We start from the raw sequence: 16,605 nt of genomic DNA, 5'->3' as shown, positions 1-16,605 counted from the left end.
GCGGTGGCGTGAATGCAGCTCTAATCACTGCCGGAGCGTTAGCGTTGAAGGATGCTTGGTTCCCGAGCCAGCATTGAAGGAGCGACAATGACGAGCAGCAACGGTGAAGCGGTCGCCGACCCGCCACCGGCACGTCGTGGGCGCAACGGCAAGACGGCGCCGACGATCTATGACATCGCCCGCCTCGCCGACGTGAATCCGTCAACCGTCTCCCGCGCGCTCAGCCAACCGGGCCGCATCAATGTGAAGACAGAAGAGCGGATCCGGGCCGCCGCGAAGCAGCTCAACTACCGCGTCAACCCCATCGCGCGGGCGCTGCCGACCGGCAGGACGCTGACACTCGGGCTGCTCGTCGCCGACATCACCAACCCGATGCTGTTCGGGATCGTGCGCGGCGCCGAACACGCCGCCGCCCAGAACGGCTACACCCTGATCATTGCCGAGTCGCAGGAGTCGGGGGAGCGGGAAGCCGCCGCGGCCGAACGCGTGCTTCCGTCGGTTGACGGCCTCGTGCTCGCCACCACCCGACTGGGTGACACCCAGATTCAGAGCCTGGCCTCCCGCAAGCCGCTCGTGGTGATCAACCGCGACGTCGAGGGTGTCGACTCCGTGCTGCCAGACGTGTCCACCGGGGTGAACCCTGCGGTCAACCACCTGTACGACCTCGGCCACCGCTCGATCGCGTTCTTGGCCGGCCCGGCCACGTCGTGGATTAGCCGCAAGCGCAGCGAGGCGATCGCCGAGGCCGCGGCCGGGCGCGGGATGGACTTCGTCGAGATCGGCCCAGGCACGCCGACGCTCGACGGCGGCCGGGCGGCATTCAGCCAGTGTCTCGACGTCGACGCGACCGCGATCATCGCATACAACGACCTGATGGCGATCGGCCTGCTTCGCGAGGCGGGGGAGCGCGGCGTGATCGTGCCCGACCAGCTCAGCATCGTGGGCTTCGACGACATCTTCGGAGCCGACTTCACCAATCCGCCGCTCACCACCATCCGCACGCCGCTCGCCGACGCCGGCGCACGTGCGGTGCGCATTCTGCTCGAGCGCAGCACCGAGGCCGACGCCGGGTTGCTGCCCACAGAATTAATCGTGCGCGAATCCACCGGGCGCGCGCCCCGCTCCTAATAACTCGTGTTGCAACCGTTGGCAACATAACTCGAGTTGCAACCGTTGGCAACCGGTTGACAGACTCTAGTGCGCCCATTTCAATTGAGGAGTGCCAATGACGCTGCAGCTTGACCCCGACCGCCTGTTTCCCGCAGACCCCGCCACCCGCGAGGTGGCCCGCGGGCTGTACGAGCGAGTGGAGGCGCTGCCGATCATCTCGCCCCACGGACACGTGGCGCCGAGCCTGCTGCTCGACGACGAACCGTTCTCCGACCCGGCGAACCTGTTCATCACCTACGACCACTACGTCACCCGGCTGCTGCACTCCGCGGGGATCGATCTCGCCACGCTCGGCGTCGGAACCAGCGCCCCGGTCGACCCGCGCAGCGCCTGGCGAATCCTCGCCAGCAACTGGCACCTCTTCGCCGGCACGGCATCCGGATACTGGCTCACCCACGAGCTCTCCACCCTGTTCGGCGTCGACCTCGAGCCGTCTGCCGAGACCGCCGACCAGCTGTTCGACACCATCTCACGCCACCTCGACACCCCGGAGTACCGGCCGCGCGCGCTGTTCGAGCGCTTCCGCATCGAGGTAATGGCCACCACCGATGACCCGATGGACGACCTCAGCGTGCACAAGGCCCTCGCCGCCGACTCCTCCTTCCACGGCCGGGTGCTGCCCACCTTCCGCCCCGACGCCTACCTCGACCCGGCGAACCCCGCGTTCGCCGACAAGGTCGGCCGGCTCACCGAATGGGCGGGAACCGCCACTGACGACTTCGCCGGCTACCTGCGCGCCCTCGAGGGCCGTCGCGCCCACTTCGTGGAGCACGGCGCCGTCAGCGCCGACCACGGTGTGCTGCATCCGCTCACCGTCGACCTTGACGAGACGGATGCCGCGGCCCTCTACCGCCGCGCCGTGCGCGGCGAACTCTCCGCTGAGGAGAGCCGCACCTTCGCCGGGCACATGCTGCTGCAGTCCGCGCGGATGAGCGTCAACGATGGCCTGGTGATGACCATCCACCCCGGCGTCTACCGCAACCACAGCTCGCAGACCTTCGCGAAGCTCGGAGCCGACACCGGCCACGACATCCCCTTGGCCACCAGCTACACCGAGAACCTGCGCCCGCTGCTCGAGAAGTACGGCCTCGAGAAGAACCTGCACGTGGTGCTGTTCACCATCGACGAGACCATCTACTCCCGCGAAATCGCGCCGCTCGCCGGCTTCTACCCGAGCGTGTTCATCGGCGCACCGTGGTGGTTCATCGACGCGCCCGACGCAGTGCTGCGCTTCCGCGCCGCCGTCACCGAGACCGCCGGCTTCTACCGCAGCTCCGGATTCATCGACGACACCCGGGCGTTCCTGTCCATCCCCGCCCGGCACGACATGGCGCGCCGACTGGATGCCGCGTTCCTCGCGCGCCTCGTGCGGGAGGGCCGCATCTCCCAGAGCGCCGCCGACCGCATCATCGTCGACCTCACCGACAGTCAGCCCCGAAAGGTCTTCAAACTGTGACCCCCGCAACACCCCTGAACCGTGCAGAACTCGCCCGCCGAACCGGCGCCGACGAGACCGCAGCCCCGGTGCGCATCGTGCACCTCGGGCTCGGTGCCTTCCACCGCGCCCACCAGGCCTGGTACACCGACGCCGTGGACGAGAACCGCGAGTGGGGGATCGCCGCATACACCGGGCGCAGCCCGCAGGCGGCCGAGGAGATCGCCGCGCAGGACGGCCTGTACAACCTGGTGGTGCGCGCCGTGGACGGCGACAGCGCCAGCGTGATCCGCAGCATCTCCCGCGCCGTCGACGGCGGCGACCTCGACGACCTGGTCAGCACCATCGCCGCGGCACCCACCGCCATCATCACCCTGACCATCACCGAGGCCGGCTACCGGCTCACCGCAGAGGGCCAGCCGGACGAATCCGACGAGCAGGTGCGCTCCGACCTGGCCTGGCTCGACGCGAACCTGGGCGGCGACAAGCTCGACCTGACCGACGGCCCCGGATCCACCCTCGTCCGACTGCTGGTCGGGCTTGAGGCGCGCCGCCGCGCGAACGCCGGCCCGATCGCCGTCGTCTCCTGCGACAACATGCCCTCGAACGGTGACTTCATCCGCTCGGGACTGCTCGCCCTCGCCGAGCACGCCACGCCAGAACTGCGCGCCTACCTGGCCGAGCAGGTGTCGTTCGTGTCGACCTCGATCGACCGGATCACCCCGAAGACCGTGCAGGACGACATCGACACGGTCGCCGAGCTCACCGGCTGGGCCGACCGGTCACCGGTGGTCACCGAACCGTTCAGCGACTGGGTACTGAGCGGCGAGTTCCCCGCCGGCCGACCCCGCTGGGAGGACGCCGGAGCCCGCTTCGTCGACGACATCGAACCGTTCGAGAACCGCAAGCTCTGGTTGCTGAACGGCGCGCACACCCTGCTCGCCTACGCCGGAGCCGCCCGCGGACATGCCACCGTCGCCGAGGCGATCGCTGACCCGGTCTGCCGTGGCTGGGTGCAGGAGTTCTGGGACGAGGCGGTCGCCCACCTGCCCACCGAAGGCCTCGACCTCGACACCTACCGCGCCGCGCTGCTCGACCGCTTCGACAACGGCCGCATCCAGCACAAGCTCGCGCAGATCGGCATGGACGGCGTCACCAAGCTGCGCGTGCGCATCGCGCCGATCCTGCTTGCCGAGCGGGCAGCCGGCCGCGAGGGGGAGGGCGCCGCCCGCGCCCTCGCCGCGTGGGTTCAGGCCGTGCGAGCGGGTAATGTGCCGGCGGACCGTGCCGACGAGAAGGTCAAGGCCGCGGCATCCGACGCCGGCGCATCCGACGCCAGCATCGTGCCGCTGCTTGCGGTCGTTGACCCGACCCTGGCAGCGGACGCCGGAGCGGTGGCCGCCGTCGAGGCGCGCCTGGCCGACTTCGCCTGAGTTCGGTCGCCGCACCGCAACCGAAGGAGCGCACCCGCGTGATCACCGAGCTGAACCACGTCGCCATCCTCGTGCGCGACCGCGACGAGTCGGTCGAGTTCTACACCACGGTGCTCGGCGGCACGGTCGCCTGGACCGCCCGGGTCGAGAGCATCGGTCTCGATATCGTCTATGTGCAGGTGGCCGGTGGGTTCATCGAGCTGTTGCACATGCCGCAGGTGACCGCGGAGCGGCCGGTCGGCATCGACCACATCGCATTCCTGTCGGATGACCTGGACGGCGACTATGCGGCACTCATTGCCGCGGGCTACGTGTCGCAGTCTGCGCCGGCGACGGCCGGCAGCGGGGTCGGCCGCACCGCGTTCGTGGCGGACCCCAGCGGTGCGCGCGTCGAATTGCTGCAACGCGATGCTCCGGTGCGCGACCGCACGCTCACGCATCCGATCATCAGGGCGATCGATCACGTCGCCGTGCACGCGGAGGACCTGCACGCGTCGCTTGGCTTCTACGCCGGCACGCTGGGGCTGGACCGGCTGCGGACCATTGAGATCCCCGGCTCCGACTTCGCGATCAGCTACGTCGGGGTGGGCGGCGACATGGTCGAGCTGCACGCCGATGACGAACCGGTGGGGCCGTCGGGATTTCAGCACATCGCGTTGCGGGTCGACGACGTGGATGCGGCCCTGCAGCAGCTCGGGGTGAGCGCTGTGGGCGCCGGTACGCGCAACCGGCAGGGCGGGCCGGGCCGGATCGCAGAGTTCAGCGATCCGAACGGTGTGATCTTCGAACTGCTCTCGTAGGGGAGGCGCGGCTCTCACGCGTGAGGTCCGCGGTTTGGTTGTTCCCGCGCGAACGGAAGAACCGAATGGCCGACTTGAGGAGAGCTCGAGGCGCGCGACATCCGCTCAGCTATTTCGGGTCTGCACTTTCGTTCTTCCCGGCCATCCGGAAGGACCAAACGACCGACTTGAGCCGAGCTCGACGCGTGAGGCAACCCGCCCCGGCGAGTCTCAGCGGCTCGCGGCGGCTCGCAGCGCTGAGCGTGCGCTGGGAGTAATGGCAACCGCTTGCCATTCCGGGAAGCGGTGTGTTTCACTGGAATATCCCCCCACCGCCATCGGCTTCCGAGCCGGCGCCGTGATGCAGTCGCAACGACGCGGAGAGAAAGGCGATCAATGCTGAAGCCCCAGTCCACTGCCACCCGCGAGCTCGTCAATCTTGACGGACTCTGGAACTTCGCCGTCGACCGCGGAGACGTCGAGGAGCGCTGGAAGGCGCCGCTGGCGAACCCGCTCGAGATCGCCGTTCCCGCCAGCTACAACGACCTGTTCACCGACAGTGCCATCCGCGACCACGTCGGCTGGGTCTGGTACCAGCGCACCGTGCGGGTACCGCGCGGCTGGGCCGGTGAGCGCGTCTTCGTGCGCGTCGACGCCGCCACCCACGAAGGCAAAGTTTTCGTGAACGACACGCTCGTTGCCGAGCACGTCGGGGGTTACACTCCATTCGAAGCCGACGTGACCGACCTCGTCGAAGCCGGCGCCGAATTCCGGCTCACCATTGCCGTGAACAACGAACTCACGAACACGACCATCCCGCCGGGCACGATCACGGTCACCGAAGACGGACGCCGCCAGCAGAAGTACATGCACGACTTCTACAACTACGCCGGCCTGGCCCGCTCCGTCTGGCTGTATAGCGCGCCGGCCGTGCGCGTCGACGACATCACGGTGACCACGGATGTCGACGGCGAGACCGGCATCGTCGGCTACGAGATCGTCACGACCGACGGGAGCGCCGCCGCTGAGGTGCGCGTGCGCATCCTCGACGCCTCCGGCACCCAGGTGGCCGAGGCATCCGGGGCATCCGGGTCGGTCCGCATCGACGACGTCACGCTGTGGCAGCCGGGCGCCGCCTACCTGTACGACCTTGTCGTCGAGGTGCTCAGCGACGGAACCGTGGTCGACAGCTACTCGCTGCCGATCGGGGTGCGCACCGTCGAGGTGCGCGGCGCTGAATTCCTGATCAACGGCATTCCGTTCTACTTCACCGGCTTCGGCAAGCACGAGGACAGCCCGGTGCGCGGCAAGGGCCACGACAACGCCTACCTCGTGCATGACTTCCAGTTGATGGACTGGATCGGCGCAAACTCGTTCCGCACCTCGCATTACCCGTACGCCGAAGAGGTCATGGAGTTCGCCGACCGGCACGGCATCGTGGTCATCGACGAGACCGCCGCGGTGGGACTCAACCTCGCCATGGGCGGCGGCATCTTCGGCGGCATCAAGCAGGCCACCTTCTCGCCCGAGACGATGAACGACCAGACCCGCGACAGCCACGCGCAGGCGATCCGCGAGCTCATCGCCCGCGACAAGAACCACGCGAGCGTGGTGATGTGGTCCATCGCCAACGAGCCCTCCTCTGGCGAGCCGGGCGCCCGCGAGTACTTCGAGCCGCTGGTGCAGCTCACCCGTGAGCTCGACCCGACCCGCCCGGTGACCTTCGTCAACGTGATGTTCGCCAACCACGAGCAAGACCTGATCGCCGACCTGTTCGACGTGATGTGCCTCAACCGGTACTACGGCTGGTACGCAGACACCGGAGACCTGCAGAGCGCGGAAATCCACCTCGAGGCGGAACTCCGCGGGTGGGAAGAGAAGTATGGCAAGCCGATCATCATGACCGAGTACGGGGCGGACACCGTGCCAGGTCTGCACTCCGTCTTCGACTCTCCGTGGACCGAGGAGTACCAGAGCGCGTACCTCGACATGAATCACCGCGTGTTCGACCGCGTCGACGCGTTCATCGGCGAGCAGGTGTGGAACTTCGCGGATTTCCAGACGTCGAACGGAGTATTCCGGGTCGACGGCAACAAGAAGGGTGTTTTCACCCGTGACCGGCGCCCGAAAGCCGCAGCCCACACGCTGCGCGCCCGCTGGACGAACCTCGAGAAGTAAGTCGCGTCAGCGGCAGGGTGAAGGAGCCCGTTAGCAATGAATTCAACGACGAAAACCCCCGGAAAGCTGAGCAAACTCAGCATTGTCGGATACGGCGCGGGTGACGCGGCCAACAACCTCGCGTTCACCACCGCCACCATGTTCCTGCTTGTGTATTACACGGATGTCGCGGGAATCTCCGCCGCTGCCGCGGGAACGCTGCTGCTCGTGGTGCGTGTCTTCGACGCGTTCGCCGACGTGTTCGCCGGCCGCATGGTCGACCGCACCTACAGCAAGCGGTTCGGTAAGTTCCGGCCGTTCATCATGTTCGGCTCCGTGCCGCTGTTGCTGCTGAGCGTCGCGGTGTTCTCGGTTCCGCAGATCGGCGAGTCCGGCATGCTGCTCTACGCCTACCTCACCTACGCGGCGCTGGGCCTGGCCTACAGCCTGGTCAACATCCCGTACGGCTCACTCGCCGGCGCGATGACCCAGAACGCGGGGGAGCGCTCGAAGCTCGCCGCCGCACGTACCATCGGCGCGGTGACGGTTGGTGCCTTTTTGGGTATCTTCATCGCACCGCTGATCGTGCCTGGCGCCGACCTGCAGGCCACCTTCACCACCATGACGCTGTCGTTCGTGGTCGTCGGCACGATCTTCTACTTCTTCACGGTGTTCACCGCGAAGGAAGCGGTGAAGCGCGACGTCCCCAAGGTCACGATGAAGCAGAGCTTCGAGACCCTGCGCCACAACAAGCCGCTGCTGCTGCTCTGCATCAGCTCGTTCCTGTTCCTCACCGGCATGCTGGCGATGCAGACGGTTCAGCTGTACTACCTGCGCGATGTGCTCGGCTCCATTCAGCTGTACCCGGTGCTGTCCATCATCCAGCTGATCGGTACCTTCGGCCTCGCCGCGCTGGTCCCGACGCTCGTGCGGAAGTTCGGCAAGAAGCCGTCGTACATCGCCGGCGCCAGCCTCATGGTGGCCGGAGGGCTGGTCGTCCTGTTCACCCCGCCGTCCAACATCCCGCTCGCGTTCTCCGGAATGATCCTGGCCCTGCTCGGCATCATGCTCGTCAACATGCTGGTCTGGGCCCTCGAGGCTGACACCGTCGAGTACGGCGAGTGGCAGACCGGCGTGCGCACCGAGGGCATCACCTACGCTCTGTTCTCCTTCACCCGCAAAACCGGCCAGGCCGTTGGTGGTGCGCTTGCTGCTTACGCGATCGCTATCGGCGGCTACCAGGCGGGCGCGGCTCAGCAGTCCGAGTCGGCAGAGTGGGGCATCCGCGCGGCAACTGGTGCCATCCCGGCCGTGTTTGCGCTCCTCGCCATCCTGATCATGCTTATCTATCCTTTGACGGATAAGCGCCACGCCGAGATCGTCGCCGAGATCGCCGAACGGCGAGCAGCCGGCGAACCGGTAGGCCGCCGCACCCCCACCGAACTGTCCACCGCAGCAATGCAGGTGCCACGCTCCGGTATCTTCCCCCGTAACAAAGGAGACAACAAGTGATCATCGAAAAGGCTGAGGTCATCGTCACCAGCCCTGACCGCAACTTCGTCACGCTGAAGCTGACGACGGACGAGGGCATCACGGGCCTCGGTGACGGCACGCTGAACGGCCGCGAGCTGTCCGTCGTCGCCTACCTCAAGGAGCACGTCGTTCCGCTGCTGATCGGTCGCGACGCCTCGATGATCGAAGACGCGTGGCAGTTCCTGTACCGCAGCTCGTACTGGCGCCGCGGACCGGTCACCATGGCCTCCATCGCGGCCGTCGACATGGCGCTGTGGGACATCAAGGGCAAGGCCGCCGGGATGCCGGTGTACCAGCTGCTCGGCGGCGCGAGCCGTCAGCGCATGATGGCCTACGGCCACGCCTCCGGCAAGGAGCTGCCCGAGCTGTTCGACAGCATCCGTGAGCACCAGGAGCTCGGCTACCGCTCGATCCGTGTGCAGACCGGCGTGCCCGGCCTGGAGTCGATCTACGGCATCGCGTCGAACAAGGGCCTGCCCGGCAACGAGGGCGTGCGCTACGACCACGAGCCCGCGCAGCGCGGTGCCCTGCCGGCCCAGGAGGACTGGGACACCCGTTCCTACCTGCGCCACCTGCCCACCGTGTTCGAGGCGGTGCGCAACGAGTTCGGCCCCGAGATGCCGCTGCTGCACGACGGCCACCACCGGATGACGCCGCTGCAGGCCGCGAAGCTCGGCAAGTCGCTCGAACCGTACGACCTGTTCTGGCTCGAGGACTGCACGCCCGCCGAGAACCAGGAGGCGCTGCGCCTGGTGCGTCAGCACACCACCACGCCGCTGGCGATCGGTGAGATCTTCAACACCGTGTGGGACTTCCAGTCGCTCATCAAGGAGCAGCTGATCGACTACGTGCGCGCGGCATCCACTCACTTCGGTGGCATCAGCCCGCTGAAGAAGGTCATGGACTACGCGGCGCTGTACCAGATCAAGTCGGGCTTCCACGGCCCGACCGACATCTCGCCGGTCGGTTTCGCTGCGCAGCTGCACGTGGGTCTCGCGATCCACAACTACGGCATCCAGGAGTACATGCAGCACGGCGACAAGACCAACGCGGTGTTCTCCCAGTCGATGACCTTCGAGGACGGCTACCTGCACCCGGGCAACAACCCGGGCCTCGGCGTCGAGCTCGACGTCGACGAGGCGGGCAAGTACCCGTACGAGACCGCCTACCTGCCGTACAACCGTCTCGCCGACGGCACTGTTCACGACTGGTGATCTGAGCTGTCTACGTCATCCGCCCCCGCTGGAGCGCCCCTGATCATCGTCATGGGCGTCTCCGGCGCGGGAAAATCTACCATTGGCGCCCTGCTCGCCCACGAGCTCGACGTGCCATTCCTTGACGCCGACTCGCTGCATCCGATCGGGAATGTCGAAAAGATGGCGGCCGGTACGCCGCTGACCGACGAAGATCGCTGGCCTTGGCTGGCGAAGGTCGGTAACGAACTCGCCCGGGCCGACAAAGCCGGCACCGGACTGGTGATGGCCTGCTCGGCGTTGAAGCGCAGCTACCGCGACGCGATTCTCGCGGAGGCACCGGAGACGGTGTTTGTGCACCTGAGCGGCACCCGCGAGGTGTTGGCCGCACGTACTCAGGGACGCAGCGGCCACTTCATGCCGACAAGCCTGCTCGATTCGCAACTCGCGACGCTCGAAGAGCTGCAGCCCGACGAGCCCGGCATCGTGGTCGACATCACGCCGCCGGTCGCCGAGATCATCGCGGCCGCCGGTGCGGCGATCCGGAGCCGCGGTACCAGCAAGTAGCGCGGCGGGAGTCCGCCAGACTGCCTGATCACGCAGAGAATGCCCATGTTGCTTCACGCACATGGGCATTTTCTGCGGAATGACGGATGTCGCCAGCCTCAGCCGTCGCTCGATCCATGCTGCGGGACGGGTGCGTGCGCAGAACGGCAGCGATTGCGCGGGACACGCCGTGCGGCCTCGTTGCTACACGGCGTGTCGGCGCGGATTGCTGCCGTTCTGCGCGGGACCCGGGGTTCGGGACGGCCGCGAGCGGCCTCCTCGACCGACGGGGGAGGAACTCAGGCCCGCTCGACCGCGTTCCGCAGCGGATCCCCGGCCAGGAGCGCCACCACGTTGTCGCGGATCAGCTCTGCCGCCCCGAGCGGTCGCCCGCCCGCGGCGTGCGGGGTGAGGATGATGTTGGGCTCGTCCCAGAGCGGCGAGGCGGCCGGCAGCGGCTCCTTCGCGGTCACGTCGAGGGCGGCTCCGGCCAGCGCTCCCGAGCGGATCGCCGCGAGCAGCGCCCCCTCGTCGACCGTGGCGCCCCGGCCGACGTTGACCAGCCAGGCATGCTTCGGCAGCCGAGCCAGCACCGCGGCGTTCACCGCCTGATAAGTGGCATCCGTGGCGGGAAGGATGTCGATCAACACATCCGTCTCGGGCAGTTCATCAGCCAGCTGCTCCTCGGTGATCACCCGGTAGCCGTCGCGGGTGCCCGCGGACCGGGCGACACCGGTCACCGTCGCGCCGAGCATGGTCAGGTGCGGGGCCAGGGTGGTGCCGATGCTGCCGAACCCCCAGATCACCACGCGCGCGCCGCGCAGGGTGCTGAACAGGCCGGGACTTGGCTCCTGCTGCACGCCGCCGATCTCGCCCGCCCAGCGGTGACCGATCTGCGCGCGCGTGGTGGTGTGCAGCCGACGGGCGGCGGCCAGCACCAACGCGAGGGTGTGCTCGGCCACGGGACGGTCATGCAGCGACCGACCGGACGCGATCGTGACATCCGCCGCGAAGCCGGCTTCCTCTGCCGTGTCCGTTCCGGCGGAAAGCATCTGCACCAGGCGAAGACCGGTCAGCCGGGCGGCGGCATCACGCAGGTGCCGCCTCGGGTTTCCCCAACCGACCAGCACCGCGGCATCCGTATGTTCAATCGGAATCGCCTCGATCGGGTCATACGACACGAACTCTGCGCCATCCACCGCCTCGACGACCAGCTCGATGTTGTTCGGCAGCAAAACCTTTGTGGTGCTCACGGTGCCCTTCCCCAGCGGATGTCGCGTGCCGATCGGCACGGCTCCGACGCTAGCGCACCCGGGAAACCGCGCGCGGCGGCGGTGCGCTAGACTGACCAACTGAACTTCGGCGAGGGATGCGGCATCCGTATCCGTAATCGACGCGGCGAGCGGGCTTCGGTCTTTCCTCACGCTGACATGCGTTCGAGTTGAAAACAAATGAACCGGGCCCAGCGGCCCGTAAGGGAGAAGTAACAATGGCTGACGACATGAAGCTGAAGGCCGAACTGCGCACCGCGTTCGGCAAGGGAGCGGCCCGCAAGATCCGCGCCCAGAACAAGATCCCCGCCGTGATCTACGGCCACGGCACCGAGCCGCAGCACGTGACCCTGCCCGGTCACGAGACCATGCTGCTCATCCGCAAGGCCAACGCCGTGTTCGAGCTCGACATCGAGGGCAAGCCGGAGCTCGCGCTCGTCAAGGACGTGCAGCGTGACCCGGTGCGCCAGATCATCGAGCACCTCGACCTCATCGTCGTGGTGAAGGGCGAGAAGGTTTCCGTCGAGGTTCCCGTGCACATCGAGGGCGAGTCGTACCCCGGCACGATCCACGTGTCCAGCCTGAACACCGTGCGGCTCGAGGTCGAGGCGACCAACATCCCCGAGAACGTTGTGGTCTCGATCCAGGGCCTCGAAGAGGGCACCCAGGTTCACGCCAGCGACATCACGCTGCCGGCCGGTGCGACCCTCGCCGAGGACTCCGACCTGCTCATCGTCTCGATCATGGTTCCGTCCGCCGCCGCGACCGAAGAAGCAGCGCCCGTTGTGGCCACCGAAGAGTCGGCTGGCTAATTCCTCTCTTCAGGAAAGCTGCCCCCGTGGACAGCAATAACTGGCTGATAGTCGGGCTCGGTAACCCCGGGCCCGACTACGCCGGTAATCGGCACAACGTCGGCAACATGGTCGTCGACGAATTGGCGAGACGGATGTCGGCGACGTTCAAGTCGCAGAAGACCAACGCCAGGGTCGCCGAGGGTCGCATCCTCGCGGGCGGCCCGAAATTCACCCTGGCCAAGCCCAACACGTACATGAACGTGTCTGGCGGCCCGGTCGCGGCACTGCTGCGCTTCTACAAGCTCGACCCGTCGCGCCTAATCGTCGTGCACGATGACCTCGACATCCCGTTCGACCAGCTGCGCCTGAAGGCCGGCGGCGGACACGGCGGCCAGAACGGCCTGCGCGACATCATCAAGGCCGTCGGCACCCCGGACTTCACCCGGGTGCGGGTCGGGATCGGCCGGCCGCCCGGCCGTCAGTCGCCCGCGGACTACGTGCTGCACGATTTCGCGACAACCGAACGCGCCGTACTGCCAAATCTGCTGTCGGATGCCGCGGACGCCGTCGAGCACATCGCGGCCGACGGCCTGCAGGCCGCGCAGCAGAAGTTCCACGCGCCCTCCCCGTAGCCGGGTCTCGACGGGCTCGACCAGCGGGCGGGGTGGGCCGCGTACAATCGTCGGGTGATACTCGAACGGATGATTCCGGCCCTTTCGCGCGCCCGCACCTTCGAGAACGCCCTCCGGTTCGCGTCCGGCAGCGCCGACTTCTCCCTCGGCGACGGCCTGCGCGCCCCGCTGCTCGCCGGGCTGCTCAGCCACCGCCCCGACCGCAAGGTGCTGCTCGCGATCACCGCGACCGGCCGCGAATCCGAGGCGCTGCGCGACGCCATCCGCAGCTACCTGCCCGACGCCGAGATCGTCGACTTCCCGGCCTGGGAGACCCTGCCGCACGAACGGCTCAGCCCGAGCGCCGAGACCGTCGGCACCCGCATCGACGCGCTCCGCCGGTTGAAGAACTGGTCCGGCGAACGCCCGATGATCGTCGTGGCGTCGGTGCGCGCCGCCCTGCAGCCGCTCGCCGACAACCTCACCGACCTCGAACCGGTCATCCTCACCGCGGGCGGCCGCGGCTACGACCTGGCGAAGCTCAGCCACCAGCTGGTCGACCTCGCCTACGCCCGGGTGGACATGGTCACCCGCCGCGGCGAGTTCGCGGTGCGCGGCGGCATCCTCGACGTGTTCTCGCCGATCGCCGACCACCCGGTGCGCGTCGAGTTCTTCGGCGACGAGGCCGAGCAGATCCGCCAGTTCTCGGTCGCCGACCAACGCTCCCTGCCCGAACCGGTCACCGAGGTGCAGCTGCCCGCCAGCCGGGAACTGCTGCTCAGCGAGAACGTGCGCCAGCGCGCCCGGGAGATGACCCACGAATTCCCGAGCCTCGCGCCGATGCTCGCGAAAATCGCCGAGGGCATCCCGGTCGACGGCATGGAATCACTCGCCCCGGCGCTGGTCGACAAACTCGTGCCGATCACCCATTACCTGCCAGCGGATGCCGCGATCGCCGTGATCAGCCCGGAACGGGTCGCCACCCGGGCCGCGAACCTCGCCGAGACCAACCGCGAGTTCCTCAGCGCCGCCTGGCACGCCGCCACGGTGGGCGCCGAGGCGCCGATCGACCTCGACACCGGCGACTTCCTCACCCTCAACGCGCTACGGGTCGAGGCATCCGGTCGCCCCTGGTGGACCTTCAGCGCATTCAACACCGGCGAAAGCCTGACCGACGCCGAGGCGGTCGAGGAGGCCAACGAGTACGTGCGGGTCGACGGCGACGCGGTGCCGAGTTTCGCCGGCCAGGCCGAGGGCGCCATCGATCACGTCGCCAGCCGGCTGTTGGAGGGCTGGAGCGTCGGCATCGTGGCGCAGGGGATGGGCCTGGTGGAACGCGCCGCCGACGTGCTGGCCGAGCGGGAGCTCGCCGCCCGCGTGGTGGACGAGTTCCCGGCCGACCCGGAGCCCGGGGTCGCCTACCTGCTGAAGGCCACCGTCGAGCACGGCTTCGAACTGCCCGACCTGAAGCTGGCGCTGCTCAGCGAGGCCGAGTTCTACGGCCGGGCCGCCGGCTACGACGGCCGGCAGGTGAAGAAGCTCGCCACCCGGCGCAAGAATGTAGTCGACCCGCTGGCGCTGAAGAAGGGCGACTACGTCGTGCACCAGACGCACGGCATCGGCAAGTTCCTCGAGCTGGTGCAGCGTGAGGTGTCGAGCGGCGGCCGCAACGCGGTGAAGACCACCCGTGAGTACCTGGTGATCGAGTACGCGGCGTCCAAGCGCGGGCACCCCGGCGACAAGCTGTCGGTGCCCACCGACCAGCTCGACCTGCTCACCCGCTACGTCGGCGGTGAGGCGCCGAGCCTGTCGAAGATGGGCGGCAGCGACTGGTCCACCGCCAAGAGCAAGGCCCGCAAGGCCGTGCGCGACATTGCGGTGGAGCTGGTGAAGCTGTACTCGGCGCGGATGGCGTCGAGGGGGCACGCCTTCGGCCCGGACACCCCGTGGCAGCGCGAGCTGGAGGAGGCCTTCCCGTACACCGAGACCCCCGACCAGCTGCAGACCATCGACGAGGTGAAGGCCGACATGGAACGGCCGATCCCGATGGACCGGCTGCTCTCCGGCGACGTCGGCTACGGCAAGACCGAGGTGGCGGTGCGGGCCGCGTTCAAGGCGGTGCAGGACGGCAAGCAGGTGGCCCTTATCGTGCCGACCACGCTGCTGGTGAAGCAGCACATGGAGACCTTCCAGGAGCGCTTCGCCGGGTTCCCGATCCACCTGCGCGCGCTCAGCCGGTTCCAGACCGACAAGGAATCCAAGGAGACCCTCGACGGGCTCACCAACGGCAACGTGGATGTCGTGATCGGCACGCACCGCCTGCTCAGCCAGTCGGTGGCGTTCAAGGACCTCGGCCTGGTGATCATCGACGAGGAGCAGCGCTTCGGTGTCGAGCACAAGGACGCGCTGAAGAAGCTGAAGACCAACGTCGACATTCTCGCGATGAGCGCCACGCCGATCCCGCGCACGCTGGAGATGGCGGTCACCGGCATCCGGGAGATGTCAACGCTCGCGACACCGCCAGAGGACCGGCATCCGATTCTCACCTTCGTCGGTCCCAACTCCGACCGGCAGATCGCCGCCGCCATTCGGCGCGAGCTGCTGCGCGAGGGGCAGATCTTCTTTGTGCACAACCGGGTGTCATCGATCAACCGGATCGCGGCCAAGATCTCCGAGCTGGTGCCCGAGGCGCGGGTGGCGGTGGCGCACGGCAAGCTCAGCGAGCACGCCCTGGAGCAGGTGATCGTGGACTTCTGGGAGCGCAAGTTCGACGTGCTGGTGTCGACCACCATCGTGGAGACCGGCCTCGACATCCCGAACGCGAACACCCTGATCATCGACCAGGCCGACAAGTACGGGCTGAGCCAGCTGCACCAGCTGCGCGGCCGGGTGGGCCGCGGCCGGGAGCGCGCCTACGCGTACTTCTTCTACGATGCAGACAAGCCGCTCACCGAGACCGCGCACGACCGACTGTCGACCATCGCCGCGAACAACGACCTCGGCTCGGGCATGCAGATCGCGTTGAAGGACCTGGAGATCCGTGGCGCCGGCAACCTGCTCGGCGGCGAGCAGTCCGGGCACATCGCCGGGGTTGGCTTCGACCTGTACCTGCGGATGATCGGCGAGGCGGTGTCCACCTTCCGCGGCGACGTGGCCGAGGGGCAGACCGAGCTGCGGCTGGAGTTGCCGGTCGACGCACACATCCCCGAGGAGTACGTGGAGAGCGAGCGGCTGCGCCTGGAGGCGTACCAGAAGCTGTCGACGGCGGCGTCGCCGACCGCGGCGGATGACGCGATCGACGCCGTGCTCGACGAGCTCACCGACCGGTACGGCGAGCCGCCGCAGCCGGTGCAGAACCTGATCACCGTGTCCCGGCTGCGACGCCGCGCGCAGAAGGCCGGCCTCAGCGAGCTGGTGGCGATGGGGCAGAACCTGCGGGTGGCGCCGGCCGAGCTGCCCGACTCGCTGCAGGTGCGCCTGCAGCGGATGTACCCGGGCTCCCGGCACTTCGCGCAGACCGCGTCGATATCCGTGCCGCTGCCGAAGGCGGGCGGCGAACCAGTGGATGACGCGGCGCTGCTGTCCTGGGCGGCGAACCTGCTCGACTCGATCTTCCCGGCCTCGGTGATCGCCCCGGTGGCCACCGACGCCGCCTCCTGACCCCCGAGTGACATCTCAGGAAG

12 protein-coding genes are annotated in these 16,605 nt (G+C 67.9%); 11 read left to right on the top strand and 1 reads right to left on the bottom strand.

Going from position 1 to position 16,605, the window contains the following annotated elements; translation table 11 throughout:
• Positions 1 to 87: 87 nt before the first annotated feature.
• The 8 genes from HCT51_RS12545 to HCT51_RS12510 all read left to right on the top strand — a co-directional run bounded on the left by HCT51_RS12545 (position 88) and on the right by HCT51_RS12510 (position 10,267).
• Positions 88 to 1,128, top strand: a complete 1,041-nt coding sequence (locus tag HCT51_RS12545; RefSeq protein ID WP_166878395.1) for a LacI family DNA-binding transcriptional regulator — start codon at positions 88 to 90, stop codon at positions 1,126 to 1,128.
• A 97-nt stretch (positions 1,129 to 1,225) separates the two neighbouring features.
• A complete protein-coding gene (gene uxaC, locus HCT51_RS12540; RefSeq protein ID WP_166878392.1) occupies positions 1,226 to 2,626 on the top strand; it encodes a glucuronate isomerase in 1,401 nt (466 codons plus the stop codon).
• Positions 2,623 to 4,038 (top strand): mannitol dehydrogenase family protein, encoded by a 1,416-nt coding sequence (locus HCT51_RS12535; protein ID WP_224760479.1) that lies wholly within the window; start codon positions 2,623 to 2,625, stop codon positions 4,036 to 4,038. The genes uxaC and HCT51_RS12535 overlap by 4 nt, the downstream gene beginning before the upstream one ends.
• A gap of 38 nt (positions 4,039 to 4,076) precedes the next feature.
• A complete protein-coding gene (locus tag HCT51_RS12530; protein WP_166878374.1) occupies positions 4,077 to 4,838 on the top strand; it encodes a VOC family protein in 762 nt (253 codons plus the stop codon).
• Positions 4,839 to 5,213: 375 nt separating this feature from the next.
• Positions 5,214 to 6,995: a beta-glucuronidase gene (uidA, locus tag HCT51_RS12525; RefSeq protein ID WP_166878372.1), complete on the top strand. Its 1,782-nt coding sequence runs from the start codon at positions 5,214 to 5,216 to the stop codon at positions 6,993 to 6,995.
• A 36-nt stretch (positions 6,996 to 7,031) separates the two neighbouring features.
• Positions 7,032 to 8,486, top strand: coding sequence for a glucuronide transporter (uidB, locus tag HCT51_RS12520; RefSeq protein WP_166878368.1), 1,455 nt, complete (start codon positions 7,032 to 7,034; stop codon positions 8,484 to 8,486).
• Positions 8,483 to 9,721: a D-mannonate dehydratase ManD gene (gene manD / locus HCT51_RS12515; RefSeq protein WP_166878363.1), complete on the top strand. Its 1,239-nt coding sequence runs from the start codon at positions 8,483 to 8,485 to the stop codon at positions 9,719 to 9,721. The genes uidB and manD overlap by 4 nt, the downstream gene beginning before the upstream one ends.
• A gap of 51 nt (positions 9,722 to 9,772) precedes the next feature.
• Positions 9,773 to 10,267 (top strand): gluconokinase, encoded by a 495-nt coding sequence (locus HCT51_RS12510; RefSeq protein ID WP_166878360.1) that lies wholly within the window; start codon positions 9,773 to 9,775, stop codon positions 10,265 to 10,267.
• Positions 10,268 to 10,545: 278 nt separating this feature from the next.
• Here HCT51_RS12510 and HCT51_RS12505 read toward each other — a convergent pair whose 3' ends face one another.
• The gene (locus tag HCT51_RS12505) at positions 10,546 to 11,538 is read right to left on the bottom strand and encodes an NAD(P)-dependent oxidoreductase (RefSeq protein ID WP_224760478.1); all 993 of its coding nucleotides are present in this window, start codon (positions 11,536 to 11,538) and stop codon (positions 10,546 to 10,548) included.
• A gap of 197 nt (positions 11,539 to 11,735) precedes the next feature.
• Between HCT51_RS12505 and HCT51_RS12500 the strand changes: the two genes are divergently transcribed.
• From HCT51_RS12500 to mfd, 3 genes are all read left to right on the top strand, one after another.
• Positions 11,736 to 12,329, top strand: a complete 594-nt coding sequence (locus tag HCT51_RS12500; RefSeq protein WP_166878357.1) for a 50S ribosomal protein L25/general stress protein Ctc — start codon at positions 11,736 to 11,738, stop codon at positions 12,327 to 12,329.
• Positions 12,330 to 12,355: 26 nt separating this feature from the next.
• Positions 12,356 to 12,943, top strand: coding sequence for an aminoacyl-tRNA hydrolase (gene pth, locus HCT51_RS12495; RefSeq protein WP_224760477.1), 588 nt, complete (start codon positions 12,356 to 12,358; stop codon positions 12,941 to 12,943).
• Between the two features lie 69 nt (positions 12,944 to 13,012).
• Positions 13,013 to 16,582, top strand: a complete 3,570-nt coding sequence (gene mfd, locus HCT51_RS12490; RefSeq protein WP_370626824.1) for a transcription-repair coupling factor — start codon at positions 13,013 to 13,015, stop codon at positions 16,580 to 16,582.
• Positions 16,583 to 16,605 lie beyond the last annotated feature (23 nt).

It is taken from the genome of Salinibacterium sp. ZJ450 (assembly GCF_011751885.2).
Classification (GTDB): Bacteria; Actinomycetota; Actinomycetes; order Actinomycetales; family Microbacteriaceae; genus Ruicaihuangia.
Note: the sequence above shows the minus strand (reverse complement) of the source record. Positions and strands in the feature narration are given on the sequence as shown.